The organism is Bacteroidota bacterium (assembly GCA_030706745.1).
Lineage (GTDB): Bacteria > Bacteroidota > Ignavibacteria > Palsa-1295 > Palsa-1295 > PALSA-1295.
This window is the reverse complement of the sequence record JAUZNX010000002.1, coordinates 279,926-305,624: the sequence shown is the minus strand read 5'-3', so window position 1 is coordinate 305,624 and position 25,699 is coordinate 279,926. Positions and strand designations below refer to the sequence as shown.

The window sequence follows — 25,699 nt, the reverse complement described above, 5'->3', positions numbered from 1 at the left end:
GGTAACACGATTACCGAACTTTTAGTGATTTAGTGGACTTTGTTGGACGGATATTTTCTTCGTCCAGCGCATCCCAAATGACTATGTTCAAGGCAATTATTACTACGATCATTTTCGCATCCGGTGTGGCCAGCAATGCTTCCGCGCAGTGGTTACAGGCCGTAGATGATCGGAACGCGAACATAACTGTCCAATCGGCGGATCGGGATGCCGGGCCAATCGCCGCCGCGGACTGGTATATGCAGCAACGACGCCTGGGTCTGGGTTATATCCCAAAAGATGCCTTTCGCGATGCTTTGTCGCAGACTCAGGCGATGCGCGCCTCCCTCGCCGACCATTCGACCGATGGAATTTCGACTCAAAATACTCAGGATCGTATTCTTGCTGGAGCAGGATCGGTCCAATGGACGCTCATTGGCCCGAATAATATCGGTGGACGAATCGAGGCGGTCGCCATTCATCCGACAGATCCTAAGACGGTCTATGCCGGCGCTGCTGATGGTGGCGTATGGAAGACAACCGATGGTGGCGCCGCATGGAAACCTCTTACGGACAACATGCCCGCACTCTCCATGGGCTCGATTGCGATAGACCCGGAGAACCCGAATACAGTTTACGCCGGTACTGGCGAGCTTCCAAACGGGGATACCTACACCGGTTATGGACTCTACCGCTCAAGCGATGCCGGAGCAAGTTGGATGAATATTGGTCCGACAAATGTCGCGGCATATTCCTCTGTAAAAGTCAATCCGAAGCATTCGAACATCCTATATGCCGCCGCAGGGCGCTCGGGTGGCGGGGTGTTACGTTCGACTAATACTGGAGCTACCTGGGAGTGGCTCTCGGGTGGTCTGCCAGCCGGGCAAGTCACCGATCTCGCGCTGGCAATGAATGGTGACGCCGCCGTGCTTTACGCTGGGGTGGCGGGTCATGGCGGAGGGGTATATCGCTCCACAGACGGAGGCAACAATTGGAACAAGCTCGATATCTCATTCTCCGATGGTAATCAATTCCGCCGCATTTCGCTTGATGTCGATCCCAAGAACTGGCAGAATGTAGTGGTGCTCAGCGTGAATGATGCACTGGATCCCGGCACCGATAACCTGGAGGGCATTCAAACCTCCAACGATGGTGGAGCAACATGGACCAACGCCGACCAAATCTTCACCAGTGGCAATGCGACTTTGTTCGTGGTCTCGTCTCAAAATCAGCCCCAGGGGACATACGATGTCTATATTCGCGTCGATCCATCAAATTTCCAGCACATGATTGCCGGTGGTATTTCGATTTGGGAAACGAACGATGGTGGTCAAAATTGGAGTGATGTTGGCCGCGCATATAACGGTGGTATTCATCCCGATCAACACGCTCTGGCTTTTGCACCAAACGATCCAACGATTGTCTTTGCCGGCTGCGATGGTGGCATCTTTACCTCCGAGAATGGCGGTGCGACATTCGACCAGCGATCCGGACATCCACAACCGATGGCTATCACTCAATTCTATGGTATTGCCATCGATCAGACTGTGCCGGACATGACGTTCGGCGGCACCCAGGATAATGGTACACTCGATGGAGGCTCGACCGCAAATTGGTCAGCACCGGGTGGAGGCGATGGCGGCTATACTCTCGTCGATCCGAACGATCCAACTTATGTGTATGCTGAGGTCACGGCCAACAATCCATACGTGATTCATAATCATGTTGCCGGCAATCTTGCGAATATCGCCGATTCCACATCATGGCTGAACCCATTTGCATGCGATGCGACATCGAATGCAGTCTATTGGGGTGCTCAACATCTCTGGTCCTCGAACGACCACGGTTCAAGCTGGACGGAAGTGAGCCCGTTCTCCTTTGGGTCGCCTAGCTCTAATGGGTCCATCTCCGCACTCGATGCATATGGCGATGGGGGATCACTGCTAATCGGGACTGGAAATGGCAAAGTTTATGTCACGAATGACAATGCCACACACCTGACTGATATTTCAGCGGGGTTGCCTGGCCGCTTCGTCACATCGGCCAAGTTCAGTCCAAGCGCGAACTCGACCTTCTACGTCACACTGTCTGGTTTTGGTGCAGGACATGTCTTTAAGAGCAGTGATGACGGCGGGCACTGGATGAATATCAGTTCAACGCTTCCAGACATTCCCGTCAACACGATCGTACTTGATCCGACAAACTCGAATGCGCTCTATGTCGGTACTGATGCTGGTGTCTTTTTCTCGCCGAATGATGGCGCCCAGTGGGTTCCCTATGGTACCGGTCTACCGAATGTCGCTATCGATTTTCTGGATATTCATAAATCCGCGCGCACACTTAGAGCGGGAACCCATGGTCGCTCAGTTTGGAAGGCACCGCTCGCAGCCGATATTCCTGGAATTGCTGCACCCGCGCAACGAACAGTCTGGACCATCGGCGATTCCGCGCGCATTGTATGGCATGGTTTCGGGCCAACCGTAACAGTCGATCTCAGCGTGGATGGAGGCACATCCTGGACTAGTCTGGCGACCAATATGGCTGGTGCGTCTCTCCTGCTCGATACGATCCGTCTTGGTGGGACTGCGAACGCGCTGGTTCGAGTTGCCGATGGCTCGCAGACAGTTGTATCGCCTCGCTTTGAGATTGCGCAGCAAAGAGCCGGCACGGAATTCTTGACCGTCGGCGAGTATCCTTACTATCTATACGACGTTACATACGATCCCGATCTTGGCGTGCTTTGGGCGACGAACTTCAACTCCAAGCATCTCTATAAAATCGATCCGGACCGAGGCACCGTTCTCGATTCGATCGCAGTCCCACTTACTGGATTCAATTCGGGAAATCTGACCGGAATCGCATACGATCCGAAAACCAAACATTTATTCTTGCATCAAGTCATCGGGCTTTCATCCAATTCTTGGAAGTCAAATATCTATGAAGTAACAACGACCGGATCGATTATTCGGCATGTGCCGTCACCGGCGCAGTATGGCACTGGCCTTTGCGTCCATGGTGACACGCTACTAGCAGCCGATCGCCTGATGAGTCCCACCGACGGTGCGTTTGCAGTTGGCCGTGCACTTACTAGCGATCTCAATTTCGGTGCTCTCGGCCCGCTCGATATTTATAGCCGTACGGCGTTGTATGGTCCACGCGGACTTGCTTTTGACACTGTGCTCGGTGCATATCTCATGGCGTACACGGATTTTCAAGGAACGGATGCCTCGAACGCCATTCTCAACGGAAGCTCACTCCTGATACTCGACGCATCCGATGGCACAGAGATCAAGTCTTATCCTACGGTTGAAGGTGGTTCTGAGGTGGTGAATATTCGCGGGTTGGAATATGACCCACGAGGCGCTGGAAAGAGTGCCTGGATTACCTCACTAACCGTCGCAGGAAGCTCCAAACTTGCCAAGGTGGTTCTCAGCGATGGTCCTGCCTCACTCGATCAACAGCGGAGTTCCGTACATGGAGAACTCTCCCTTGCCACCAATGCACTCGATCAGAATTATCCAAATCCTTCGACGGGAAGAACGAAATTTCCTTTTATGCTCGCACATGGCGGGAGTATCGAATTCCGGATTCTCGACGCATTGGGCCGCATCGTTCGGACGAATACATTCGACGAAGCTCCCGGTTTGCGAGAGCGAACGATCGATCTCTCACCACTTCCCAATGGCACCTATCTTGTCGAACTTCGTCTTGATGGCCAACGCATCGGCACCAGGCAAATGACAATCTTGCGATGATAAGCATGGGGATGAGTGACAGAGAACGAGAAAATGGAGACGAAGTGAGAACACTCGTCGCTCGATACTCGTTACGCAGTCACTCGTTACTTTGCAGATGATCATTCGAGGTAAATCGCGCGAGCTTGTACTCATCACGGGCGCCCATGGATTTCTTGGGCAGCACGTCGTGCGGCTATTCCTTGAAGAATCCAAGTGCGATTTGGTGATCACGGCCCGCGAGAAGGAGACTCTTTTTGCGGACATCGGTTCCGAGCCTCGTGTGCTGGGGTATCACGCGCTTGATATTGCGCAGCACGCGATGGTCAAAGATACGATTGCTAAGGTCAGGCCCGACGTCATTGTGAATTGTGCGGCGTTCGTCAAAGTGGACGAGGCGGAGATTATGCGTGAAGCAGCCTGGCGCGCGAATGTCTCTGGGGTCGAATATCTTTCCGAAGCCGCGCGTAAGGTCGATGCCCGCATCGTTCATATTTCGAGCGATCTTGTGTTCGATGGGTTACACGCTCCATATACAGAATCCGATGCGCCGCATCCGATCAATTATTACGGTCGGACGAAACTCGCCAGCGAAAATGTGTTGCGGACTTCGGGTCTGGAGCATACGATTTTTCGGACCTGCCTGCTTTATGGAGCAGCCGAGCAAGCAAAAGCGAACTATGCGCTTTCCGTGGTACTTTCGCTCGAAGCGGGCAAACCTGTCTTCGCAGCAACCGATATGTTTTCCACGCCAACGCTCGTAGACGATCTGGCGCTGGCGATCGTACGTGCCACTGAACGAAGGCGCCTCGGACTCTATCACGTGGCGGGGCCGGAGATGCTTCCGCGATATGAATTTGCGCAACGGATTGCGGAGGTGTTTCGACTGGATTCCTCCTTGGTCTATCCGACCACAATTGCGGAGCTGAAAAAACGCGGTCCTTCTGGTGAGAACAGCCCCACGGCACCTCCGCCACCTCGCGCAGAACGCCCGGCACGCAACGGACTCGTTTCACTCAAGGCACAGACTGACCTCGCGCTTAAGATTTCAAAAATCGAAGACGGCCTGCAAGTTATGGAGCGCGGGCTGCATGAACTCCTTGGCACGGGTGCCGCATACATTTACGAATAATACTGAAAGCCTGGCGAATGCTCGATATAAAACTTATCCGTGAAAATCCCGAGGTAGTTCGCGCCGCGATTCGCGCGAAGCATTCGGAAGACATTATCGATCAGGTCCTCGGACTCGATCGCGATCGCCGTTCGATCATTCAAGATGTCGAGACGCTGAAAAGCCGCCGCAACTCAGTCTCGGAAGAGATTTCTAAGCTCAAACGTGCGAAGGAGAACGCAGACGAAAAGATTGCGGAAATGAAAGGTGTCGGCGATGAGATCGCCGAACTCGATGGCAAGTTGCGTGAGAAAGAGCTCAGGCTCAACTTGATGCTCGATTCCATTCCGAACATTCCTCATCCATCGGTTCCGATTGGTAACGATGCTGCCGATAATGTGGAGACGAAACGCTGGTCACCGAATGGCGATGAGAGCGCATTTATGAAACGAGATGGTCTCGATCATCTTGCGCTGGCCGAGCGGCATAAGTTGTTCGACTTCAAACGAGGTGCAAAGATTACGGCTGCGGGCTTTCCTGTCTATATGGGTCGCGGAGCGCAACTCGAGCGAGCTTTCATCAATTTCATGCTCGATCTGCACACACGCGCGCACGGGTACACCGAAGTGCTTCCGCCCTTCTTTGTCAATGCTGCGGCGCTTCGTGGCACTGGCCAGTTTCCTAAGTTCGCGGATCAGGTCTATTACATGCCGGAGGATCAACTCTATGCGATTCCCACGGCGGAAGTGCCGGTGACGAATCTGTACGCGGATGAAGTCCTGCAAGTGGAACAACTACCACTGTTACATTGCGCGTTCAGTGCCTGTTTTCGACGCGAGGCCGGCTCGTACGGCAAGGACACTCGCGGCTTTTTGCGCGTGCACGAGTTTAACAAGGTCGAACTTGTAAAATTCGTGTTGCCAGAAACCTCCTACGAGGAGCACGAAAAGTTGACAGCCGATGCGGAGCGGGTTCTCGAATTACTCGGGATCGCCTATCGTCGAGTCCTATGCTGTACGGGCGATCAAAGTTTCTCGAATACTAAACAATACGATCTCGAAGTCTGGGCGCCGGTCGAAGGCAAGTGGCTCGAAGCATCGAGCTGCTCCAATTTCGAGGATTACCAGGCACGCCGGGCAAACATCCGATTTCGACGCGATCAGAAAGCGAAACCAGAATTTGTCCATACACTCAATGGCTCCGGACTCGCCACTTCACGCCTGATGGTGGCTTTCTTAGAAACCTTTCAGCAAAACGATGGAACAATCGCTATCCCAGAAGTTTTGCACCCCTACTTGCCGTTTACAACTATCGACTAATTCGAATGGATAGTCCGGACTGAATGAATTGGATGAATGGCATCCAATTTACCAGCTCCGGGTCGCCTATTCTCCGACAGCTTATGACCGACGTATTAGACCAGGAAGTATTTCGTTACACCAATGACAGTACGCCCCAGTTGATGGTAGAGGGCGTGCCACTTTCGAAACTAGCCAACGAATTTGGCACTCCGCTGTATGTCTATTCAAAGCGGCAGATCATCGAGAATTTCCAAGCGTTTAATGCGACGCTCAAGTCCTCAGGCAAAGAGCATTACGTTAGTTATGCTCTCAAAGCCAATTCGAACATCGAGCTCCTGCGCATTTTGGCTGCCGAGGGCGCGGGCGCTGATGTCGTTAGTGCCGGAGAATTGTTGGTCGCAGTGGCTGCTGGCTTTAGTCCGGATAAGATTACGTTTGATGGCACCGGCAAGACCGATGCCGAAATCGAGCTTGCTCTTAAAGCTAGTATTCATGCCTTTAACGTCGAGAGCCTGGAAGAGCTAACCGTTATCAACGAGATTGCGACGCGCATCGGAGTACGCGCGAAAGTCTCGATTCGAGTCAACCCGAATGTCGATGCCAAAAGCCATCCGTACATTTCGACAGGCCTCAAAGAGAATAAATTTGGGATCGACATGGGCGAAGCCCGCGAGGCGTTTCTCTATGCATCGTCACATGCAGCCATCGAAGTCGTAGGCATTCACGTTCATATTGGCTCACAAATCACATCGCTCGATCCCTTTATCAAGGCCGCTCGCTCGACCGTGAAGTTTGTCAACTCGCTTCGTGTCAAGTCTGGCATTCTGCTGGAGCATTTAAACTTCGGCGGTGGACAAGGTATTCACTACCGCAATGTAGTTCGACATCCGCAACTTCCACCCGATGAAATGGGAGAAGAGGGCGAGTACGTGCCGTCACTCAGCGAGTTTGTCGGAGCTGTACTTCCGATTCTGGATCAAACTGGACTCAAGATCATATTCGAACCTGGCCGTGCTATTGTCGCAAATTCATGCGCGTTGCTGGCCACCGTACTCTATACAAAGGCGAATTCCGTCAAGCATTTTGTCATTACCGATACGGGCATGACTGAGTTAATCCGCCCGTGTTTATATGATGCTTACCATCAAGTTGTACCACTTGCGTTGGAGGCGAAAGCACCCTCACAGAGGGTCGATATCGTTGGACCAATTTGTGAAACAAGTGACTTTCTCGCTCAGGCGCGAGAGATGCCTCCCATGAAGAGAGGCGATCGCATCGCAGTGCTTTGTGCGGGCGCCTATGGTTATACGTTGGCATCAAACTACAATTTACGGCCACGTGCCGCAGAAATTTTGGTTGATGGGGATACCTACCGAGTGATCCGTGAACGGGAATCGATCGAAACGGTCGCTGGCGTGAGTGAATCCGTGGTCGCAGCCGCAAACGGACGATGAAGTTAGCCATTGTAGGTGCGACAGGTGCCGTCGGACAGGAATTGCTACGCGTTCTTGAGGCTCGCGAGTTTCCGGTGACGGAATTGCGACTGTTCGCGAGCGCGAAATCCGCTGGTAAGCATTGCGCATTTCGCGGAGAGCAAGTCGCAATCGAAACGATCAGTCCGACCGCATTCGATGGTCTTGACATCGCATTCTTTAGCGCCGGCAGCGAGACGAGCAAGGCGCTACGGAAACAAGTCGTGGATGCCGGCTGCATCATGATCGATAACTCCAGTGCGTTCCGGATGGATGCAGATGTCCCGCTTGTCATCCCAGAAATCAATGCAGTCGATCTCCAAAGCCATCAGGGTGTGATCGCAGTGCCGAATTGCTCGACGATTATTATGCTGATGGCAGTTGCACCGCTCCGCAAGTTTGGGAAGATCAAGCGGATTGTGGTCTCGACCTACCAAGCTGTGAGCGGCGCAGGTGCAAAGGCTATGAAAGAACTCGAAAGACAATCGCGCGCATACTTAGCCGGTGAAGATCTTCGCGCGGAGGTCCTTCCACACCCGATTGCATTCAACCTTTTCTGCCATAATGCTGCCGTTAATGAGCATGGCTATAATGGCGAAGAATGGAAGATGATACACGAGACGAAGAAGATTCTGCATGACGAATCGATCGCGGTCACGGCGACCTGTGTCCGCGTGCCTGTTTTTCGTGCACATTCGGAGGCCATCAATATTGAATTCGAAGGGTTGCGACCTTCTGTAACCGAGGTGTGGGAATCGCTTGCAACGTATCCGGGCGTTCAAGTCGTTGATGATGCCGCGAAGAATTACTTTCCAATGCCAAAGGACGCCGCAGGCCGGTACGACGTGCTGGTTGGCCATGTGCGACATGATGCGAGCAACGAACGTGCAATCGATCTGTTTGCCAGTGGCGATCAACTCCTCAAAGGCGCCGCGCTCGATGCCGTGCAAATTGCCGAAAGCTTGCTCAAGCTTGGGCTCGTGAAGGCACAATAGGCGTGTCGATTCAGACAGCACGCTTCGAGCAACTCTCCGCTCGTAACGATAAGCGAAATTTCCGTTTGGGCGTGACGAATGGCGTTGTCTATAGTCTCGGCACATATTTTATTTCTCGCACAACGGTCATTCCGAGTTTCTTCTCACACCTGACCCACTCGGGTGCACTCATCGGACTCGTTTCGCAATTCGAATCGATCGGCTGGTATTTGCCACAGTTCATCGCGGCTTCATTCGTATTACATTTGCCCCGTAAATTGCATTTGTATCGGATTGGCTGGTGGGTCCGAGGTCTGGCGCTGTTTGGGCTCGCGGCAGTAACGCTTGCCTCCCCGAACCCTGGATTATTGCTCGTACTTGGGATAATCCTATATGGTATGTTTGCGCTCGGATCGGGACTGAGTGGCGTCGTCTTTCTCGAACTTGTTGCCAAGACCATTCCATCTACTCGTCGTGGCCGCTTCTTCGGTCTGCGACTTTCGCTTGGCTCGTTGCTTTCAATTACCGTCGGTGCCGGGGCAATATCGTTGATACTTGGCTTAGGTCATTTCCCAACCAATTTCGGATTTGTGTTTTTGATCGGTGCTGCGATTGTGACGATCGGCCTCGGCTTCATGGCATTCATGCGGGAGCCTCGTTCGCGGAACATGCCGGACGAACGGACACTCGCCGAGCATTTCCGCGAAGGCTGGCGAGTCTACCGACAGGACACGCAATTCTCTGCGTATCTCAATGCCCGCCTCATCATGGGCACATGGACGATCGGTGTGCCATTCCTTGTGCTCTTTGCCCATGACCGATTGGGTTTCCAAACACGCGATCTTGGCCTATTCATTGCCGCCGATTGCATTGGCACTGTCGCCGGAAATTTCTTGTGGGAGCGGCTGACCGACAAAGTTAGCTCGAAGGCATGCCTCGAAGGCGCAGCAATTGTAGGAGCATTACTACCACTGATTGTGCTCGTCTATCTCTGGGTTCCACTTCCGCCGTTCCTGTTCGCGAGCGTCTTTGCACTGGCCGCAGCTTTTGATGCCGGTACCAGCATCGGTGGCATGAGTTATCTTATTGAAATCAGTCCAGAGCATGATCGGGCTACTCATATCGGGCTATTTAATTCGATGATGGCGTTGCCGTGCTTTCTCTCGGCAGGTGCCGGGGCATTACTTGATCTTACTGGATTCGGTCTTCTCTACGGGCTGGTCTTTGCCATCTCAATTGTGTCATTCTTTGCCATCCGCAGTCTGCAACCGAAATAGAGTCTCACTGGGAGGATGTGGGTCCGAAAGTCTCATTAGCATGTGGATCGTTTTGAAAAATGAAGGACTTCCTCCCACTTTTTGCTCAGTCGTTCAATTTTCTTCGTAAATTGCAGGTTGTGAGCATCCTGGCGATGCCCGTTCACAGATTCACACAGAGTTAATATGAAATACTTGCGTTCAATTGCTTTACTTGCGATTCTATTCGCCACATCGACGGCCGTGCTTGCCCAGCCGGTCACCATACAAAAAAATATGCGCGCCGTGGCGTTCACGAAGGCCGATCGTTCACAACTTTGGATCAAACGATTCGATACGGCGGCGTATGTCGCTCTCAAGGCAAATCCGACGAGTAACACCGCATTCAAACATATCGCCGACCTCGCAGTGCTTGACCAATCATCCGATGGCCTGACTCTATTACTTGGAGGATCCTTCACGTTCCGATCGCTTTGGGGATCGAACACGGACATCGTTTGGACCGGGATCATCAGCGTGCCGAGGGATTCACTGAACGATCCGAATTTATTGAGCCACATCCACTTCTTGAAAACAGCCGTCCGTGGCACCGGTCATTTCCGACCGATCGGCGTGATCGCACCAAACCGGAAATGGTTTGGCGCAATGGTTACGGCAAGCCCCGGCACAGATCCCGGCGTTCGATTTTACCATGGCAGCCTTGATTCGAATTGGAATGACGCGGACGTCAGAATTGACTCTGCAACCCCGTCCTCTCAGACCAACTCGCCGAATGATTGGCACATGTCGAACCTCGCGATGACGCCGGACGGCAACAACATGTTTGCGGTCGTATGCGAGCAGCCCTCGAACCCCAACACATTCACAATGTGGATTTATCGTTGGTTTATGCTCGGCAATTTCGGCCCTTCTTTTTACGAAAGCAAGATTACCAACTGGGTCCCGTTAATGCCGGACGGTGGCTTTAGCCCGGACACGCTATTTGCATTGAGCGTTCGAGCGAAGGATAATGGACAAATTGGCGAACTTGGACTAACGACCAGGGGAAATCCCGATATTCTGTACTTCGATTTCAACTACCAGAATTACGCGACCCTGAACGCGAACGGACGGACAATCTCGAGGAGTTCAATCCCCTCTGACCAGTATTTCTTCGCTGGCCAGAACGTTGGCCCGTATCAGGAAGATCTTGTGGATGCTGCACAACACGGCATGGCGGGTGACATTTCATTTACTGCAGCCGGAGACACTGCTCTTTTCATTACGCATCCTGCCGTTGACGGAACAACGGTTGGCCGACGAGATTCACTGTCGGGTATCTATCTTTACGACAATAGCGGAGCCACGCTCGTCTATAATGACAGTTCCGCTCAGGAATTGCAGCCTGTCCTCGTTACCGTTGCCGGCTATGAGACTTGGTATCCTGGCCTCTCGATTGGAAACACGACGTCTTTCACATTCCCACAGACCGACACGAATCACTCGAGCGCTCCCAAGAATCTGACAATTACTGATACATCACGGCAGGCGCCAGCGACAATCGACTCCATTCGGCTCTCGCATGGCAAGGAATTCAGCCTGAGTGGTGTCCCGATCACCTCACCGATCCAGCCACTACAATCGGCCACGATCGGAGTGGTCTTCACGCCACTCGATACCATTGGAGGCGTCATCCGGCGCGACACAATCACGATCTATTCTTCGGAGTCGATGAATCCGGTGATTCGCATTCCCGTGAGTGGTACAGCGCACGTCCAGGCACCGCCACCACCTCCTCCGCCGGGCAGCGTTCAAGAGGTCGATCCTTCCGTTTTTGGCATGACAGTTCAACCGAATCCATTTACTATGACAACGCAGGTTCATCTCACAGCACCTGAGAGCGGTCCTCTTGGTATCATCGTACACGATGCACTCGGCCGTACGGTCTATGCATCCGACCTGCGCAAGACAGCCATCGGAACCGACGCCGAATTCACATTTGACGCACACTCGCTCGGCTTGCCAGTCGGCGTCTATTATGTGACTGCCATTGCCGGAGGACATGAAGCATCCAGACAAGTGGTTTTTGTTCGGTAGCATGTAACTCCGAAGCCCCTCTGAGTGTCTTTGATATAGGTGGCACAGGCTAACCCCTGTGCCACATGTTTTTGCTGTCATCCTTTTCTTGTCAAATTTGAATCGTCTTATGTCTGTCATCGGCAGGGTATTATCTATTTCTTCGTTGCGTCAGGCCCGGATGGGGTCATTTCTGGTCCTTATTGCTCTTGCGAGCATAGGTAGCTATGCCGTCCTTGATACAAATGCCCGCCAGGGCGGAATCACTGGCCAGACCCAAAAGACCACAAATGCGGGATGCTCTTGTCATTGCTCATCCGCCAATTCTGCGACTTCGGTTGGTCTGACGACAGCAACGACAATCTTTTATCCCGGCACATCGGCGACGTTTACGGTCACCGTGTCGAACTCCTCAGAAGCCGGTGGCGGAATTGATATCGCCGCTTATAGTGGCTCGCTGACCGCCGGAAGCGGGCTGTATCTCTCCTCTGGTGAACTGACTCATTCCTCTCCACAGACCTTTGATGCCAGCCACACCGCGACCTGGCAATTCACCTACACGGCACCGAGCACGGCAGGTTGGGACACGATTTATGCAACAGGGAATGCGGTAAACCTGAATGGACAGAATGGCAACGGCGACTGCAGCGACAAATGGAATTGGGCTAGTAAGTACATCATCCAGGTGCTTCCGCAGCCACGCCGACTTGCACTCGGACGTCCCTCTATCGCATTCGGCCAACTTCGGGTTGGTCGCCGAAAAGCCGATAGTCTTCTTGTGACATCAACCGGGACATTCTCGATCACCATCAACTCCGAGGCAATGAAGACGGGTTCGCAGTTAGGCTATGTCGCACCCGGCTCGAACGGCCGCACGCTAAATGCCGGAGCCTCCGAAGTCGATAGTGTTATCTTCGCACCCACCAGCCGTGGGACGTTCTCAGACTCGCTTATCTTCACGACGAATTCAGATACCATCCCTGACCAGCGTAAAGGGATCGCTGTAAGCGGCCAGGGCATCCAAGCTGTATTTTCCAGTTCGTCATCAACGCTGGCATTTGGCAACTTGCGAATGAATCAGACAGGCTTGCTCCCTCTTCCCTTCTCCAACACGGGAGATGATACTCTGTTTTTGCAGACTCCGACAATCTCTGGAAGCGGTTTTACAATTTCGCAGCAACCCCATGTGCTGACGCTTCCCCCTGGCATTTGGGACACCGTGATCGTTCAGTTTGCACCGACGAGCCGAGTAGGGTATACCGGAACACTAAGCTTTGCTGCCTTGAATGGGGTGACTACGCCCAGCATCGCATTAAGTGGTAATGGCGTGGCTCCGCAAGTACAATCGACGACTCCTGCGCTGCTTGGATCAGTCCGAGTTGGACAGCCACTCCAGGGCACCATAACAATCAAGAACACTGGCAACGATGTCCTGCACATCACGAGTCCCGCATTAACGCAGAGTGGTACGAAGTTCACACTGGGGACCTACGATGCAACAATTGCCGCCGGCGCAACCGGATCCTTTCATCTGACGTACACCCCAACTGCTGAAAAGACGGATACCGCAGCGCTGCAGTTTACCAGCGATGACCCAAGTTCTGCCTCTGTTTCGATCACTGTGCTGGCATCCGGTACCCTTCCACATATGCTGCTCGGTGAGATTGACACCGTGGTTATTGGTCAGGTCAAAGTCGGAGGTCTTGTGACTCGTGATATCGCGATTTATAATACAGGCGGAGCCGACCTAACGCTGAATGCGGTGACCGTATCGCCAACGCCGCCCTTCACCGTGAGCTCACAGAACTATGTCACGGCTGGTGGAACAGTCTATGCAACCATCAGCTTTTCGCCGGCATCTGTTGGGATCTTCGATGGAGTCTTTACCGTATCAGGCGACGATCCGAAATATCCAACAGAGTCGCTGTTCATTCGAGGTTCGGGGATCAACAGTGCGCTATCCATTACTCCAGCCACCGTCAGTTTCGGCTCGGTAGCGGTATCCAAGACTGCGTTCGACACAATTCTCCTATCAAACAGTGGCACTGCGAGTGTGAATATTCTTGGCTACAAACTCTCTTCCTATGCTGCGTTTGGCATCATCGATTCGAGCGTTCATCAAATTGCTCCTGGTGCAACGGCGAAGCTCGTTCTTAGCTTCACTCCAGCGGGTCCCATTGCTTACAATGGTACGCTTACGCTTACTACGGATGAAGCTACACCCACCCGGGTGGTCAATGTCAGCGGGATCGGCGTGAAGGGTGCCCTGAGCGTCCTGCCTTCCAGCATTGACTTTGGCCCTATCGATACTGGAATGAGTTCGACGATGACTGTCAGCGTTCACAATACTGGCACTGCCGCAATCCAAATCTCCGGAATCAGTATCAACCCCACAGGGTCCGCATTCAGCTATACAACGAAGACAACGCTGCCAACGTCGTTGGCTGCCGGCGATTCACTAGATGCTGATGTCACGTTCGCACCCCGTTCCGGGGGCGAGCAAATCGGCGCCTTGAGTATCACCCTTGCTGATAATACCACGTCATCTGTTGCTTTGCACGGTTCCGGCGTTGTCAAGGCCTCCAGCAATAGTGTCAGAGCGGAAGACGCAATCCTGACGGGCCTCGCCATTGCCCCCAACCCATCGCATGGGTCATCCACATGTACACTGACGCTTGCGCGACCTGATCAGGTACACCTGGCGGTCATCGATCCCCTAGGCCGCGAAGTGATGGTACAAGACCTCGGCATGCTTTCAGAGGGATCTCATCAGATCGAACTCACAACGCCAGGACTTGCGGCTGGTGTCTATTTCGTTCGCGTCGAGTGCGCTGGCGCACCAAGTATGCAATCGCAGTTCATTCTGGAACGATAGATTACCAGATTGACCCCAAGAAAAAAGAGCGGAGAAATCTCCGCTCTTTTTTTATGATCAGAGGTAATTACTTCGCAGATTTGCGAGGTACGCCATGGGCCTCTGTTTTGATCTCGGTCTTTGCGGCTTCTTTCTTTGGAGCTGCTTTCTTGATTTCTTCCTTGGCCTTCACTGTGTCCTTCATCGGTGCGCCGGCAGCGGCAACAGTGGCAGCATTAATATCCTGGCCAAGCTTCGAGTGAGCATCCTGGAAGCTCTTCCACTTGTCGCTCAAATCGTTGAAGTTCGTCCCGAGCCGATCATCGGCATTTTTGAACTCATCGGCTTTGTCCGGAGTAGCACTCATATATGACTTCACGCTATCCTCCAGCGCCATGATCGTGTTCGCATCCGCCATGTGCTTTTGCATGTCGTTGCGAAGCGCATTGAGCTTCGTCGTGTCGGCGCCGTGTTTCTTCGAAGCATCATCGAGCGCTGCCATCCACTTGGCATGATCGTCTTTCATCGTCGTCATGCTGCTGGTGATCTGTCCCATCAGCGTTTCGGCCGAGGCCTTCTTCGTCGCATAGTCTGTCTCGAGTTCTGCGTTGCGCTTGCTGCAGGAGCTAAGTCCGGTGCCGAGGAACCCGGCCAACGCGACAATCGCGAGAAATACCGAAAGTTTCTTGAGTCTGGTCATCGTCATCTTGAGTAGTGAGGAATATCGCCGGGACGAACCCATACGAATCGGACCCGACGGATGGTCTATGAAAATACTTGGACGCACAGAAACAAATTCCAAGCCGGAAAAAGTGCTCCCGCGCAGAGATCAGTCGCTGCATGCTGAGTCCTATGCGCGAACATGGAATTCATCCATATTCAAAAACCAACCTGCAAACGCACTAAGCACTTAGCATTGTCTGTGAGCCCGGGCGGTATCGAACCGACGACCCTCTGATTAAAAGTCAGATGCTCTACCACTGAGCTACGGGCTCTGAATCTCCAAGCGCCGTCAAACGCCAGACCGGACCGCTACGTTCTACTCGCGATTCGCACTTCCCACGATTTGCCTCTCTTTGATGAATTAATTTCTCTCTTATGTTTGATCTTAATGAAGTATCCCTCTCCTGATTCAAATTGACCGTTTTTCAAACTTCATCGTTTCTCTCTTTTGAGTTGTCATTTAATGAATGCCTGATCTTTCTATTCTCAATTACCTGTTCCATCAGACACGCTAAATAATTTTATATTACGTTTTCGGAAGTTTTTCATGAAACAGTCGCAGTGTCTCATGGCCAGGCGCAGCTTTCATTTTGCAAATATGACGAAAACGCACCACATTCGTCATTCGTCATCCGTAATTCGTAATTGAAAGAAGATCCCCCCTCCATCTAATATAACGTTGTTCGATACCTCCGGCATCGCATATTGCGGATGAATTCTGCAAAATAAATTGTGGTGGCCGGGTTTCCCGGCCCGGATCGTTCGCGCGGTAGCGGCTGGGGGAGCTTGCACGAGTCAGAAGACCAATGTGTTCGATAAATCGTGCTCTTCATCCGGCTCTGACCCGGAAACGGCTATTTGAAAATAGTTTTGTAACCCTGGCGATCTCGAGCGTTTTAAATACAGAGAGTATCATCTTACGGAGTATCTTCTGAAATGAATCGCTTCAGCTTGCGTGGCTCTATCCTTATCGTTGCCATTGTTTCAATGGCAGTTGCACCCTCGGTCCGCTCGCAAGCGGGCTTCTCCTCCACGGTCCAATCGTTCAGGCATGCCCCTTTTGGAAATGGCGAACAGATGTTTGGCCGGGATTTCTGGTTCGCACCGATCCATCAGAGCGCCGATCCGAGCAGCTATTTCGCTCTATACGTCGCTTCGCCGGACTCCGGAACTGTCCACGTACAGCTTGGAAATACTGGTCCATCGCTAAGCACCAGGGTCATTGCCCATCGTGATACGACACTACTGCTACCGGCCGCTTGGATTCTCGGTTCGAGCGGGGTCGTCGAGGCGAAGGGCATTCATGTGTGGTCTCTCGATGCGGACCTTACTTGTCACTTCCTTTCCAATGTGGGATATAGCGCGGATGGCACATACCTGATCCCAACTCTTGGCCTTGGTACCGAATACGTCGTGGCGGCATACGCGGCGCTTTTTATGGGATCGGGAAATGGGGCGGTGGATTACCCTTCAGAGTTTAGTGTCGTGGCAACTCAGGATAATACAACAGTAACGATAACGCCGACCTCGGATATCCGCATGGAAAAGTCCAGCGGTGCTTGTTGCAGTTGCGTCTACGCCCCTCAGGGACAGCCCATTCAAGTCGTCATGAATCGAGGCGATGCCATCCAATGCAAGACAACCTGCGCTTCCGATTGCGATAATTATGATTTAACAGGGACTGTGATACGGTCAACCCAGCCGGTCGGCGTGATCGGCGGCTCGGATTGCCCGAACATCCCATGCGATTTCGCATACTGCGATCACGTCTGTCACATGCTGCCCACCGTAGACTCTTGGGGCAAGACTTACTACAGCGTGCCTTTCTTCCAATCCGCAGGGCAACCCCCGCAACACAATGCTTCAACGTTTCTCGTTATCGCTACTAAGCCTGGACAGGTAATTCGTCGGCAGAATCAGGTCTACTTTTCATCTTCAAAAGCATTCGACTTCTATTGGCGGAGTGACGTCGATCAGAGCAGCACCTGGTCATCAGATCAGCCATTCTTGCTGGTTCAGTATCATAATAGCGCATCCTATCCTGATAATGTGGATGGCTCGGGCGACCCGTCGGAGGTTGTTCTCACACCGAAAGAAGAGTATATGAAGTCCATTCTGTTTCAGGCTCCTGTGACAATTGGGAAAAATGGTTCTTTTGTCAATTATGCGAACATCATCGCGCATAGTGGCGACCAAAACGTCCTGTTAGATGGGAGCAACGCCAAGAAATACACGCAGATTTATATTGATGGCATTTGCGTGGGCTATAGAGCCACCGTATCGCCAGGCGCTCACTCCGTCACGTCCGATTCTGGTGTGACGGTATACTGTTACGGCTATGGCACGTATGAATCGTATGCGTGGTCGGGCGCACTCGGAGTCGTTTCGCAGATCACATCGGATTCGATTCCACCATTAGCATCTGTGAGTCCGCTCACATGTCAGATCGTCCGGATAACCGTTGTCGATTCTGGTCAGAATGCGTCGAAGCTTCAAGGATACAAAATCGATAGCGCAGTAAATCTGCAACTGAATCCCGACGTACCGACCACGAACGGTGATTCAATCGCGCTCTATGATGCAACGGTACTCGATCCGGCGAGTCCGGGTTTGCTGCGTGCGCGTTTCTATGACTTGGCCGGCAACTGGACAACGGTCACGCTCGGCTACGCACCGACCACATCAGCACGTGTGGGGCCACTGCAACAAAGCTTCGGCTCAGCGGACAGCGGGCATTGCACCTATCGATACGATACGATCATAAATAACGGCGTCGGAACATTTACGTTCACGAACCTCAAACTCACGCGGGGCAATCAAGGCTTCACGATCGATAGCGCGGATACTTCCCCACTCCCCTTCGGGAAGAGTCATCTGATCAAGCTTTGCTTCCGGCCCATTTCGGCTGCCACGGTGACGGATACGCTGGAGCTTACCGCTCAATGCGGTAAGATAATTGGAGCACTAACCGGCAATGGCGGACCGACGAACTTCATCGTGACCGATCACGACTTTGACACCGTGATTGTAGGATCGATGGTTTCGGGCGTGGCTTCCATCATCAACCAGTCGACGCTCTCGTTCATTAGCATCGATTCCGTCTGGCTTGAGAGTCCAGGCTTTTTCCAGATCCTGCCAAATCAGGCCGGACACGTCGCGCCGCCTCAGTTTCTCATCGCACCACAAGCTTCGGATACCGTTCAATTTCAATTCGTGACTTCCAGCTTGTCGGCGTTGGGACCATACGAAACGAAGTGGCATGCCCTCAGTCGGGCGATCATGGGACAAGGTGAAACCGGCATCCGGACCGGAACACTCACCGCATTCGTGACGGCACCACAAGCCAGCGTTCTGCATTCGGAGCTAAAGGCGGTGACTCTTTCGGTCTCGCCCAATCCGGCCCGTGATGAACTTTGGGTGCGAATCATCGGTGGGAGTACCACGCGTGCCATGCTACCAGTACTTCGACTCTATGATATTCTTGGACGGGCGTTGGCAATCCAACAGACTCCGATGCTCTCAGGAGATGGAGTTGTCCTCAATCTTAGTAGCTTGGAAGATGGTGTCTACTACCTCAAAGCGATGACAGGCGATCTCAACATGATGCGGAGGATTGTGATTCAGCGGTGACCTCACTTGACTTCGGTCTCACAATTGCGTAAGTTTGCCTCGTTCCGCAAGGGCGTTGGAAGCCCTGTTCCTATTTATTTAACATAATCTCACAATGGCAAACATCAACTGGCTTGCAGTCCTGGTAGCCTCGCTTGTGTTCTTCTTCTTTGGCTCGCTGTGGTATCAGGTTCTCTTTCGCAAACTTTGGGCACGGGAATCGGGGATCAAAATGGATAATCCGCCGTCAGGCTCGGCGATGATGAAGATGATGCTCAAGAGCTTTCTTGGCAATCTTCTCACAGTGATTGCCGTCGCACTCCTCATCAGCTATGCGCACGGCGGCGGATGTGTCCGCAGCATGAAGATTGGTGCCGTTGCAGGGTTTGGCATCGCTGGCGGATCACTTTGGATCAACTATAACTGGCACGGCAAATCAGCAACACTGTGGGCGATCGATATTGGCTATATGACGATTGGCTGCGTGCTCGCCGCCGCGATCGTTGGGACCTGGTAGGATCGCGCGTCAAAAATTCGCACCGATTGCAGCGGCCTTGTGGAATGCTTCAAGGTATTCCATCTGGCCGCACTCATATAAGCCAAACTGTCTGAGATGTGCAGTGGATTGTTGCGCGTCCAGAAGTTCATAGCCACGTTGTCGTAAGTGCTCGACCAGATGGACCAGCGCAATTTGCGAGGCATAGGGAGCCCGTGAGAACATGGACTCTCCACAAAATGCAGCGCCAAAGGTGAGGCCGTAAAGTCCGCCGATCAGGTTGCCCCCGCGCCACACTTCGACGGTGTGGACACGACCCAGATTGAATAGCGACAGGTAATGTTCGATGAGTTCATCTGAGAGCCAGAGTTCATATGCAGGAATCTCACCGATGCGAGAGCAGCCCTGGAGGACCGCTCGAGGCTCGGTGTCGAATGTAATCTGGTAATCTTCGCGCCGGAGGATCTGCCGCAACGATTTGCGAACAGTGAACCGATCATCAAGCGGGACGATGCCGCGAGTTTGATACGCATAGAATCCAATCTCGCCGCCTTCGAGCGCCATCGGGAAAAAGCCTTGATAATACGCATTCAGGATTACCTCCGGCGTAACGAACGTGTTGCTGGAATGCCGCATCATAAGACCAACTGTACAAAAGACCCGATAAAGGATAACACCTCAGACATTCGAAACACTATTTCGCCAAAATAAGAAACTCTATTCTTCGATTCAACCGACGACCCGTCTCAGTAGCATTGGAAGCAATCGGCCGAGTTGCGCCGTACCCGAGCGTTTCGAGACGGTCCGGGGCAATCCCACTCTGCATTAGGTATCGTTTAACCGCTACCGCGCGTTCACTCGATATTTTCCAATTCACATCCGGAATTCCAGTTGAGTCCGCGTGCCCTTCAATCCGAATTCGCATGGCGGGACGGACGTGCATCAGCCGAACCACACGTTCAAGTTCTGGAATGAACTCATTCACCAACTGAGTCTGGTTTGGGCCGAACTGAAGATCTTCGAACACAAATCGTCGTCCCGGCTCCATGGCCAGGAGCTTGCGCGAAGCGAGCGGCGAGCGATCCTCGGCTCGCATGAGATCGATCCGAACCGAATCCGGCGCCAATGTCGATTGCGAGAGGTACCGAAGCGCGTACAAGCTCGTAATATTGCTGGCCATATCAACTATCGTCCCCGCAAAGGTCTGTCCAAGATCGAAGCTTGCGCCTTCGGTCAGGCTTGCCAGTTCATGGTATTCCGGGTATTCAGGTGGCGTGACCGTGAGCAACCGGACTTCCCGCTCGTAAAGCCAATCCCCCATGGACTTCATCGTAAAGTCCGTAGTCCCATCCCCTTGCTCACCCTGCAAGTGACACTGCGCGTCCGTGACAAGGACCGCGAGACGAAGTGCGATCGGACGCAACGGCATCCCGGCAATCGCATGAAGCCCCTCAAGAGCATTCTCCTTCGGATCGCCGCCGCCCTCTGCATGTATTGCGCCAACCCATTTTTCGAACTCGCCGACATCATCTGTCGTCGTTGGACTGACCCACTCAACGACGTCACTAAATCGGATGAGCCCCAACCGGAAGTCGAAGCCATGTCCCCGAAGTTCCTCCGCAAAGCGATTGACGTTGTCCTTGACACTTTCAATTACGTCGCCCATCGAGGCAGTCTGATCGATCACAAATACAATATCGATCGGGACTCGATTCTCCCCGCTGACCAAATCCAAGGATAAAATCGGCCGTTGCTGGCCATTTTCGAGAACGATCAAGTCCTCTTTGCGAAGCGTGCGGATAAATTCATTTCTGGCGTTCGAAGCAGAAAAGATCACGCTCAATTCAGGAAAGTGCGTAATATCAACATTCTTGATCGTGAACCGCAAATTACCCAGAACTGACTGGAGTCCCGTATGCGCGGCATCGCGGCCGGCGATGCTGCGGCGCTTTTCGAGTTCAGGATGCCCTCCATCTTGGCCAAGACAGGGCAAACTCACAGCGAGAATAAGGACACTAAGGGCAAGCGCTCGGGATATCATCTTCCCTCTAAAACTTTTGTCTGACAGTTTTGTGCCCGGCTTCAGCAATCAGGCTGCTCAGCGGCCATGAATTTGAAAATTCATTCAGTAACGAGCGGTCGCTCGGCTGCGTTAAGGAATTGTATGTTGCGAAGGCGATTCCTTGTGATTTGGTTTGCGATCGGACTGGTGCCAATTGGCTGCACGCAGTCGGAGGCGCCGCCATCCATCGTGCCAACGGCTACGTATCGGCTCGTTGCCCAGAATCTCCGGCCTCTCGATACTTCGCGCAACCGGTACGTTTTGTGGCTCCGAACTCAGACGAAACCAGGAAATGACACAGCATGGCTGGCCATCCCGCTCACAAACTGGACGAAGAGTAAGAACGGCGACGTACTCACGTTCTCGGGAAAACTTCCACAGAGCGCTGCCACAGACTCGCTCGGCCGAGCCTTGCTCTCAATTGAACCATTGGCCAATCTCGGTAACCCAACGAGCATTCTTTTGGCGGGAAGCATCTCGAATAGTTTTGCAGCGCTCTCCACTGATTCCTCCGCCATTAAGGACTATTCAAACGCACAAGGCTCGGTTCTGTTTACCACGAAGTCGATCGACACAAATCGGGCGAAAAACGAATTCTATTTGATGCGTTTTGTGAACGGTGTTGCGCAATCGAGCATCACGGACCTGCCTATAGCGAAAGCCGGTTGGGCCTATGGTCTTTGGGTCCTCGATAGCAGCTTCTTCCCGCCGCATCAGTTCTTTTATGGCTCTTTCTTGGAGCCGAATGGCCCCAGCGTTGGCGCAGGTGTGGATTCAAATTCATCTTCAGGCACGTATCCGTTTCCTGGTGGGTATAATCCTGCCCCGCTAACCGATGGAGCAGCTCGGATCGTCGTAACGCTCGAACCAACATCAAACCTTCATCCCAAGCACCCGCTTGTTCCATCACCGATCGAGATCATGACCGCGCCACTTCACGACATCATTAGCCTGGGCGATACGACACGGTTTGAGAATATTTGGGATGCCAACGTGCCAACGGGAACGCTGACGATCACGCACTAAAATTCGATCGGTATCCGGATTTCTTCCTGCTCGTTCTTCTTCAATTCGATCTGACCGATAAAACGATATCCCTTTGGAGGATGCATCATCGGCTTCTCCGAACGCAGTTCCAACTCGCCCGATTGATAGGGTGATAGCCGAAGCATACTTGGTGCCGAGGTCAGGTCCTGTTCGTTTTGCAGGTATCTCATCTCATGGATGCGCAGATGCCAGGGATGGGCGCGATCGGGCAATGCCAATCCACCACGAATAAAGAGAGTATATGGTGCTGAGCGATCGCCAATTGACGCTTGCCCGTTCGCACTAGATTCTTCACCGCCAGACAGTGTGGAATCATCCGCATCTGCCGCTTCCGTGCTTGACATGCTCCCGGAGAGATTGACCGGCACCAATTTTCTGCGATAGTCAAACGCTGAATTGAATACGGCGCTCGAATCCGGACGAAGCACCTGGCAGGTGATGTCAGTGAAGAGGTCGTAATCCGCGGCCGGCAACGAGACATCAAAGAGCACCGCGCGCTCCCCTGCCCTCGCCGCGAATGGCAGAACAAACGAATCACTCGAAGAAATAAGGGTGTCGAAGGTCCGTTCATAACCGAGCACCGTCGCATCTGGCTGTGCTGAGAAAGTGCGCTCGCTTGGATTTGCGACAACCGAGCGGATAACGGGAAGTTGGTCGAGATCGATACTGGCCGAGGCGGTAACAGACAGTGGTTGTACCTCGAATGTAAGATCCACGGGCATCTCCCGTTCGTCCTCCGAGGCCATGGTGCGAGAGAGATCGATCTCCATCACACCAGGCTGAAGTTCGCGACCCGTAACGTATTCCGTTGTGGAACGCTGGGCCGAACCACGACGAAGCGAAAGCCCGGAAAACTCATGGCCATCATTATCGAATATTCTGGCAGTGCATGCACCGTTCTGATCGCGCGTTGAAAGCGTCACCTTCGCGGCAACAGCACCCGGCGGCATTTTAAAGAATTCTCGCTCAACTTCTCCCGGTGCCATCTTGATATCCCGCAATGTCACACGATACTGATTATCATCAGAGAATGTGTAAGGCACCGCGATAGTACTCCAGAGTTCGAAGCGAGCTTCTCCGCGGATATGCTCATGTCCTTTTTCGTATCCCCAGATCCTGCCGGAATAGAGGCCGGGCTTTTGGAGCAACTTGGCATTGTAGCGGACATCCACAGTCATCGCGCCCGAGCCGCGACGGTAGATACTCGATTCAACAGGGGTCATCCAGGCAGCATCGCTGACAAGATCGAAGGCGTCCATTCCCAGCGCGCGCTGGCGCACCCCCGCGCCACTTGACTCTTCCGGAAAGACCGTAAAACTCTCGCGGTCCCCATCGATTGGATAATTTCCGGCACGAAAATATGCTGCCGTACCGCTCCGAATCGCCGATGGGATGGCGGCCTCAACCTGAACCGGCAGCGGCATGGATCCACGCTTCTGCCAGCGCGAGAGTAATTCAAAGGCGGCCGGGATATCGATCATTCCGTATCCTTCATCGGGTGGCAATGCACCCTCGATGTGCTTGGCCGAAAGCATCATTGCGCGTTTTATGGCAAAAGCATTCGTCTGCCAATCCGGAAAAGCCTGCTTCATTGCCGATAGCAGCACGGCCGCGCATCCCGCCGTATATGGCGAAGACATGCTGGTCCCATTATACCGATCGCCACCCACATAGTCCGGCACCGTACTGACCGCCGTTCCGGGCGAGACAATATCGGGTTTGGCGAGTTCACCTCCACGAGACGAAAAATCGAAAAGGACAGGATGATTGATATAAATACTGTAGAGGTCTCGCGCCGCATCGTCCGGGAGTGCGGCACCGCTTGTGATCACGCGATCGGCCGAGCCAGGCAAACCAACGCTTGAGAGCCCGGGGCCTTCGTTACCCGCCGAGATACACACCGTAAGGTTGGGAGTCGCGGCGAGCAAACTATCCAACCACAAGTCCATGACGCTGCTGCCCTCTAACTCGTTGCCTATCCCAAAGCTCATGTTGACAACAACAGGCTTTGGCTGCGTTGTCGCTGTCTCTGCGGCCAATTGAAAGGCCTGTTGCATCGAGCCACTTACTGTTACACCACCGGCATTGTTATCGGCGAACTTGCAGGCAATGATTTCCGCGCCAGGCGCCACACCATTAAAACCGGGCTCATTATCAATATCATGGCCAGCCGCGATTCCTGCGACATGAGTCCCATGACTACCATCATCGAAGTAGATCGAGACAAGATGCCGATCGGGGAAAATATTCACGGCCCCAGTCAGATGCTTGCCGCTCGAGGCGACAGAGTCCGGCGAGTGAAACTCGAATGTATCGAACCGCTCGTGGTAATTAGTCAACTGCCGCTCGCCGGTCAAGTCACCATCCCCATCGGAATCGACGTAGGCAACCCAATGTCCCGAACCACCGGTACTGACCGCATCTTGAAAAAGCAGCACACCAAAGTTGTCTGTTCCTTTGCCATTGAAGTTCAGATCGCTGAGCCCGTTCTGAAACCGCTTCTCCGATAACGATGCATAGTAATATTTTCCGTCTGCCGGCTTGGCAGAAATAGAATTCAGTCCTCGAAGCACTGTGGTCGGCTGAACATTCACGCCACTGGCGGAGCCATGTCTTAAAACATCGCCCTCTCGAATAGCTTCTTCGAATGAGACATCCCCCGTTCCGGAGAAGTCATGAACATCGATGACTTTGTGCGTACCCTCGCTCGTTGTGAGCAAACCGGCTACGCCCGGATCAACCCCGGTATCGAAAATAAAAATGATCACGCCTCGGCCATCATACGTCGGGTGTTCGTGCTCAAAGGCATCCGCATGCGTCGCGCCAAGTGAGAGAAAGCTCCACGCCGAATGCGTTGCTGTCTTGTCCGAAGCGATGACAGGAGATGCGCTTGGACTAGGAGCAGTCACCAGTTTCGGCTTTGGAGTCTGACCCCACGATGCCGAGCTGACGAGTGCGAGGAGCGCGACGAAACAGTACCGACGTGTATATGTGCAAACCATTGGAATAAGTAAAGACGAGTTGGC

Annotated in this window: 15 protein-coding genes and 1 tRNA gene; 11 read left to right on the top strand and 5 right to left on the bottom strand. The window is 53.0% G+C overall.

What is annotated here, in order from left to right; all coding sequences use genetic code 11:
* The first annotated feature begins 83 nt into the window (after nt 1-83).
* The 8 genes from Q8902_03895 (at nt 84) to Q8902_03860 (ending at nt 14,757) form a co-directional block, all read left to right on the top strand.
* A complete protein-coding gene (locus Q8902_03895; GenBank protein MDP4198695.1) occupies nt 84-3,734 on the top strand; it encodes a T9SS type A sorting domain-containing protein in 3,651 nt (1,216 codons plus the stop codon).
* Nucleotides 3,735-3,831: 97 nt separating this feature from the next.
* Nucleotides 3,832-4,845 (top strand): NAD(P)-dependent oxidoreductase, encoded by a 1,014-nt coding sequence (locus Q8902_03890; GenBank protein ID MDP4198694.1) that lies wholly within the window; start codon nt 3,832-3,834, stop codon nt 4,843-4,845.
* 17 nt (nt 4,846-4,862) lie between these two features.
* Nucleotides 4,863-6,143 (top strand): serine--tRNA ligase, encoded by a 1,281-nt coding sequence (serS, locus tag Q8902_03885; protein MDP4198693.1) that lies wholly within the window; start codon nt 4,863-4,865, stop codon nt 6,141-6,143.
* 83 nt (nt 6,144-6,226) lie between these two features.
* Nucleotides 6,227-7,579 (top strand): diaminopimelate decarboxylase, encoded by a 1,353-nt coding sequence (lysA, locus tag Q8902_03880; protein MDP4198692.1) that lies wholly within the window; start codon nt 6,227-6,229, stop codon nt 7,577-7,579.
* A complete protein-coding gene (locus Q8902_03875) occupies nt 7,576-8,592 on the top strand; it encodes an aspartate-semialdehyde dehydrogenase (protein MDP4198691.1) in 1,017 nt (338 codons plus the stop codon). Before lysA ends, Q8902_03875 begins: the two co-directional genes overlap by 4 nt.
* A 2-nt stretch (nt 8,593-8,594) precedes the next feature.
* Nucleotides 8,595-9,848, top strand: a complete 1,254-nt coding sequence (locus Q8902_03870; protein ID MDP4198690.1) for an MFS transporter — start codon at nt 8,595-8,597, stop codon at nt 9,846-9,848.
* A 165-nt stretch (nt 9,849-10,013) separates the two neighbouring features.
* Nucleotides 10,014-11,903, top strand: a complete 1,890-nt coding sequence (locus Q8902_03865; GenBank protein MDP4198689.1) for a hypothetical protein — start codon at nt 10,014-10,016, stop codon at nt 11,901-11,903.
* Between the two features lie 109 nt (nt 11,904-12,012).
* A complete protein-coding gene (locus Q8902_03860) occupies nt 12,013-14,757 on the top strand; it encodes a choice-of-anchor D domain-containing protein (GenBank protein ID MDP4198688.1) in 2,745 nt (914 codons plus the stop codon).
* Nucleotides 14,758-14,824: 67 nt separating this feature from the next.
* Here Q8902_03860 and Q8902_03855 read toward each other — a convergent pair whose 3' ends face one another.
* Nucleotides 14,825-15,436 carry a hypothetical protein gene (locus Q8902_03855; GenBank protein ID MDP4198687.1) on the bottom strand — a complete coding sequence of 204 codons (612 nt, stop codon included), beginning with the start codon at nt 15,434-15,436 and terminating at the stop codon, nt 14,825-14,827.
* A 223-nt stretch (nt 15,437-15,659) separates the two neighbouring features.
* Nucleotides 15,660-15,731: transfer RNA gene (locus Q8902_03850), tRNA-Lys, on the bottom strand.
* Nucleotides 15,732-16,446: 715 nt separating this feature from the next.
* Here Q8902_03850 and Q8902_03845 point away from each other — a divergent pair.
* The gene (locus tag Q8902_03845) at nt 16,447-19,089 is read left to right on the top strand and encodes a T9SS type A sorting domain-containing protein (protein ID MDP4198686.1); all 2,643 of its coding nucleotides are present in this window, start codon (nt 16,447-16,449) and stop codon (nt 19,087-19,089) included.
* A gap of 94 nt (nt 19,090-19,183) precedes the next feature.
* Nucleotides 19,184-19,585, top strand: coding sequence for a DUF1761 domain-containing protein (locus tag Q8902_03840; GenBank protein ID MDP4198685.1), 402 nt, complete (start codon nt 19,184-19,186; stop codon nt 19,583-19,585).
* Nucleotides 19,586-19,594: 9 nt separating this feature from the next.
* Here the strand turns inward: Q8902_03840 and aat are convergent, their stop codons facing one another.
* On the bottom strand, nt 19,595-20,203 hold the full coding sequence (gene aat / locus Q8902_03835; protein MDP4198684.1) for a leucyl/phenylalanyl-tRNA--protein transferase: 609 nt from the start codon (nt 20,201-20,203) through the stop codon (nt 19,595-19,597).
* A 55-nt stretch (nt 20,204-20,258) separates the two neighbouring features.
* Nucleotides 20,259-21,605 (bottom strand): OmpA family protein, encoded by a 1,347-nt coding sequence (locus Q8902_03830; GenBank protein MDP4198683.1) that lies wholly within the window; start codon nt 21,603-21,605, stop codon nt 20,259-20,261.
* A 123-nt stretch (nt 21,606-21,728) separates the two neighbouring features.
* On the opposite strand from Q8902_03830, the gene Q8902_03825 reads away from it, so the two are divergent.
* Complete coding sequence (locus tag Q8902_03825; GenBank protein MDP4198682.1) at nt 21,729-22,652, top strand: hypothetical protein; 924 nt, start codon at nt 21,729-21,731, stop codon at nt 22,650-22,652.
* Here Q8902_03825 and Q8902_03820 read toward each other — a convergent pair.
* Nucleotides 22,649-25,675 carry a S8 family serine peptidase gene (locus Q8902_03820; protein MDP4198681.1) on the bottom strand — a complete coding sequence of 1,009 codons (3,027 nt, stop codon included), beginning with the start codon at nt 25,673-25,675 and terminating at the stop codon, nt 22,649-22,651. The two genes, Q8902_03825 and Q8902_03820, sit on opposite strands and share 4 nt — an antisense overlap.
* Nucleotides 25,676-25,699 lie beyond the last annotated feature (24 nt).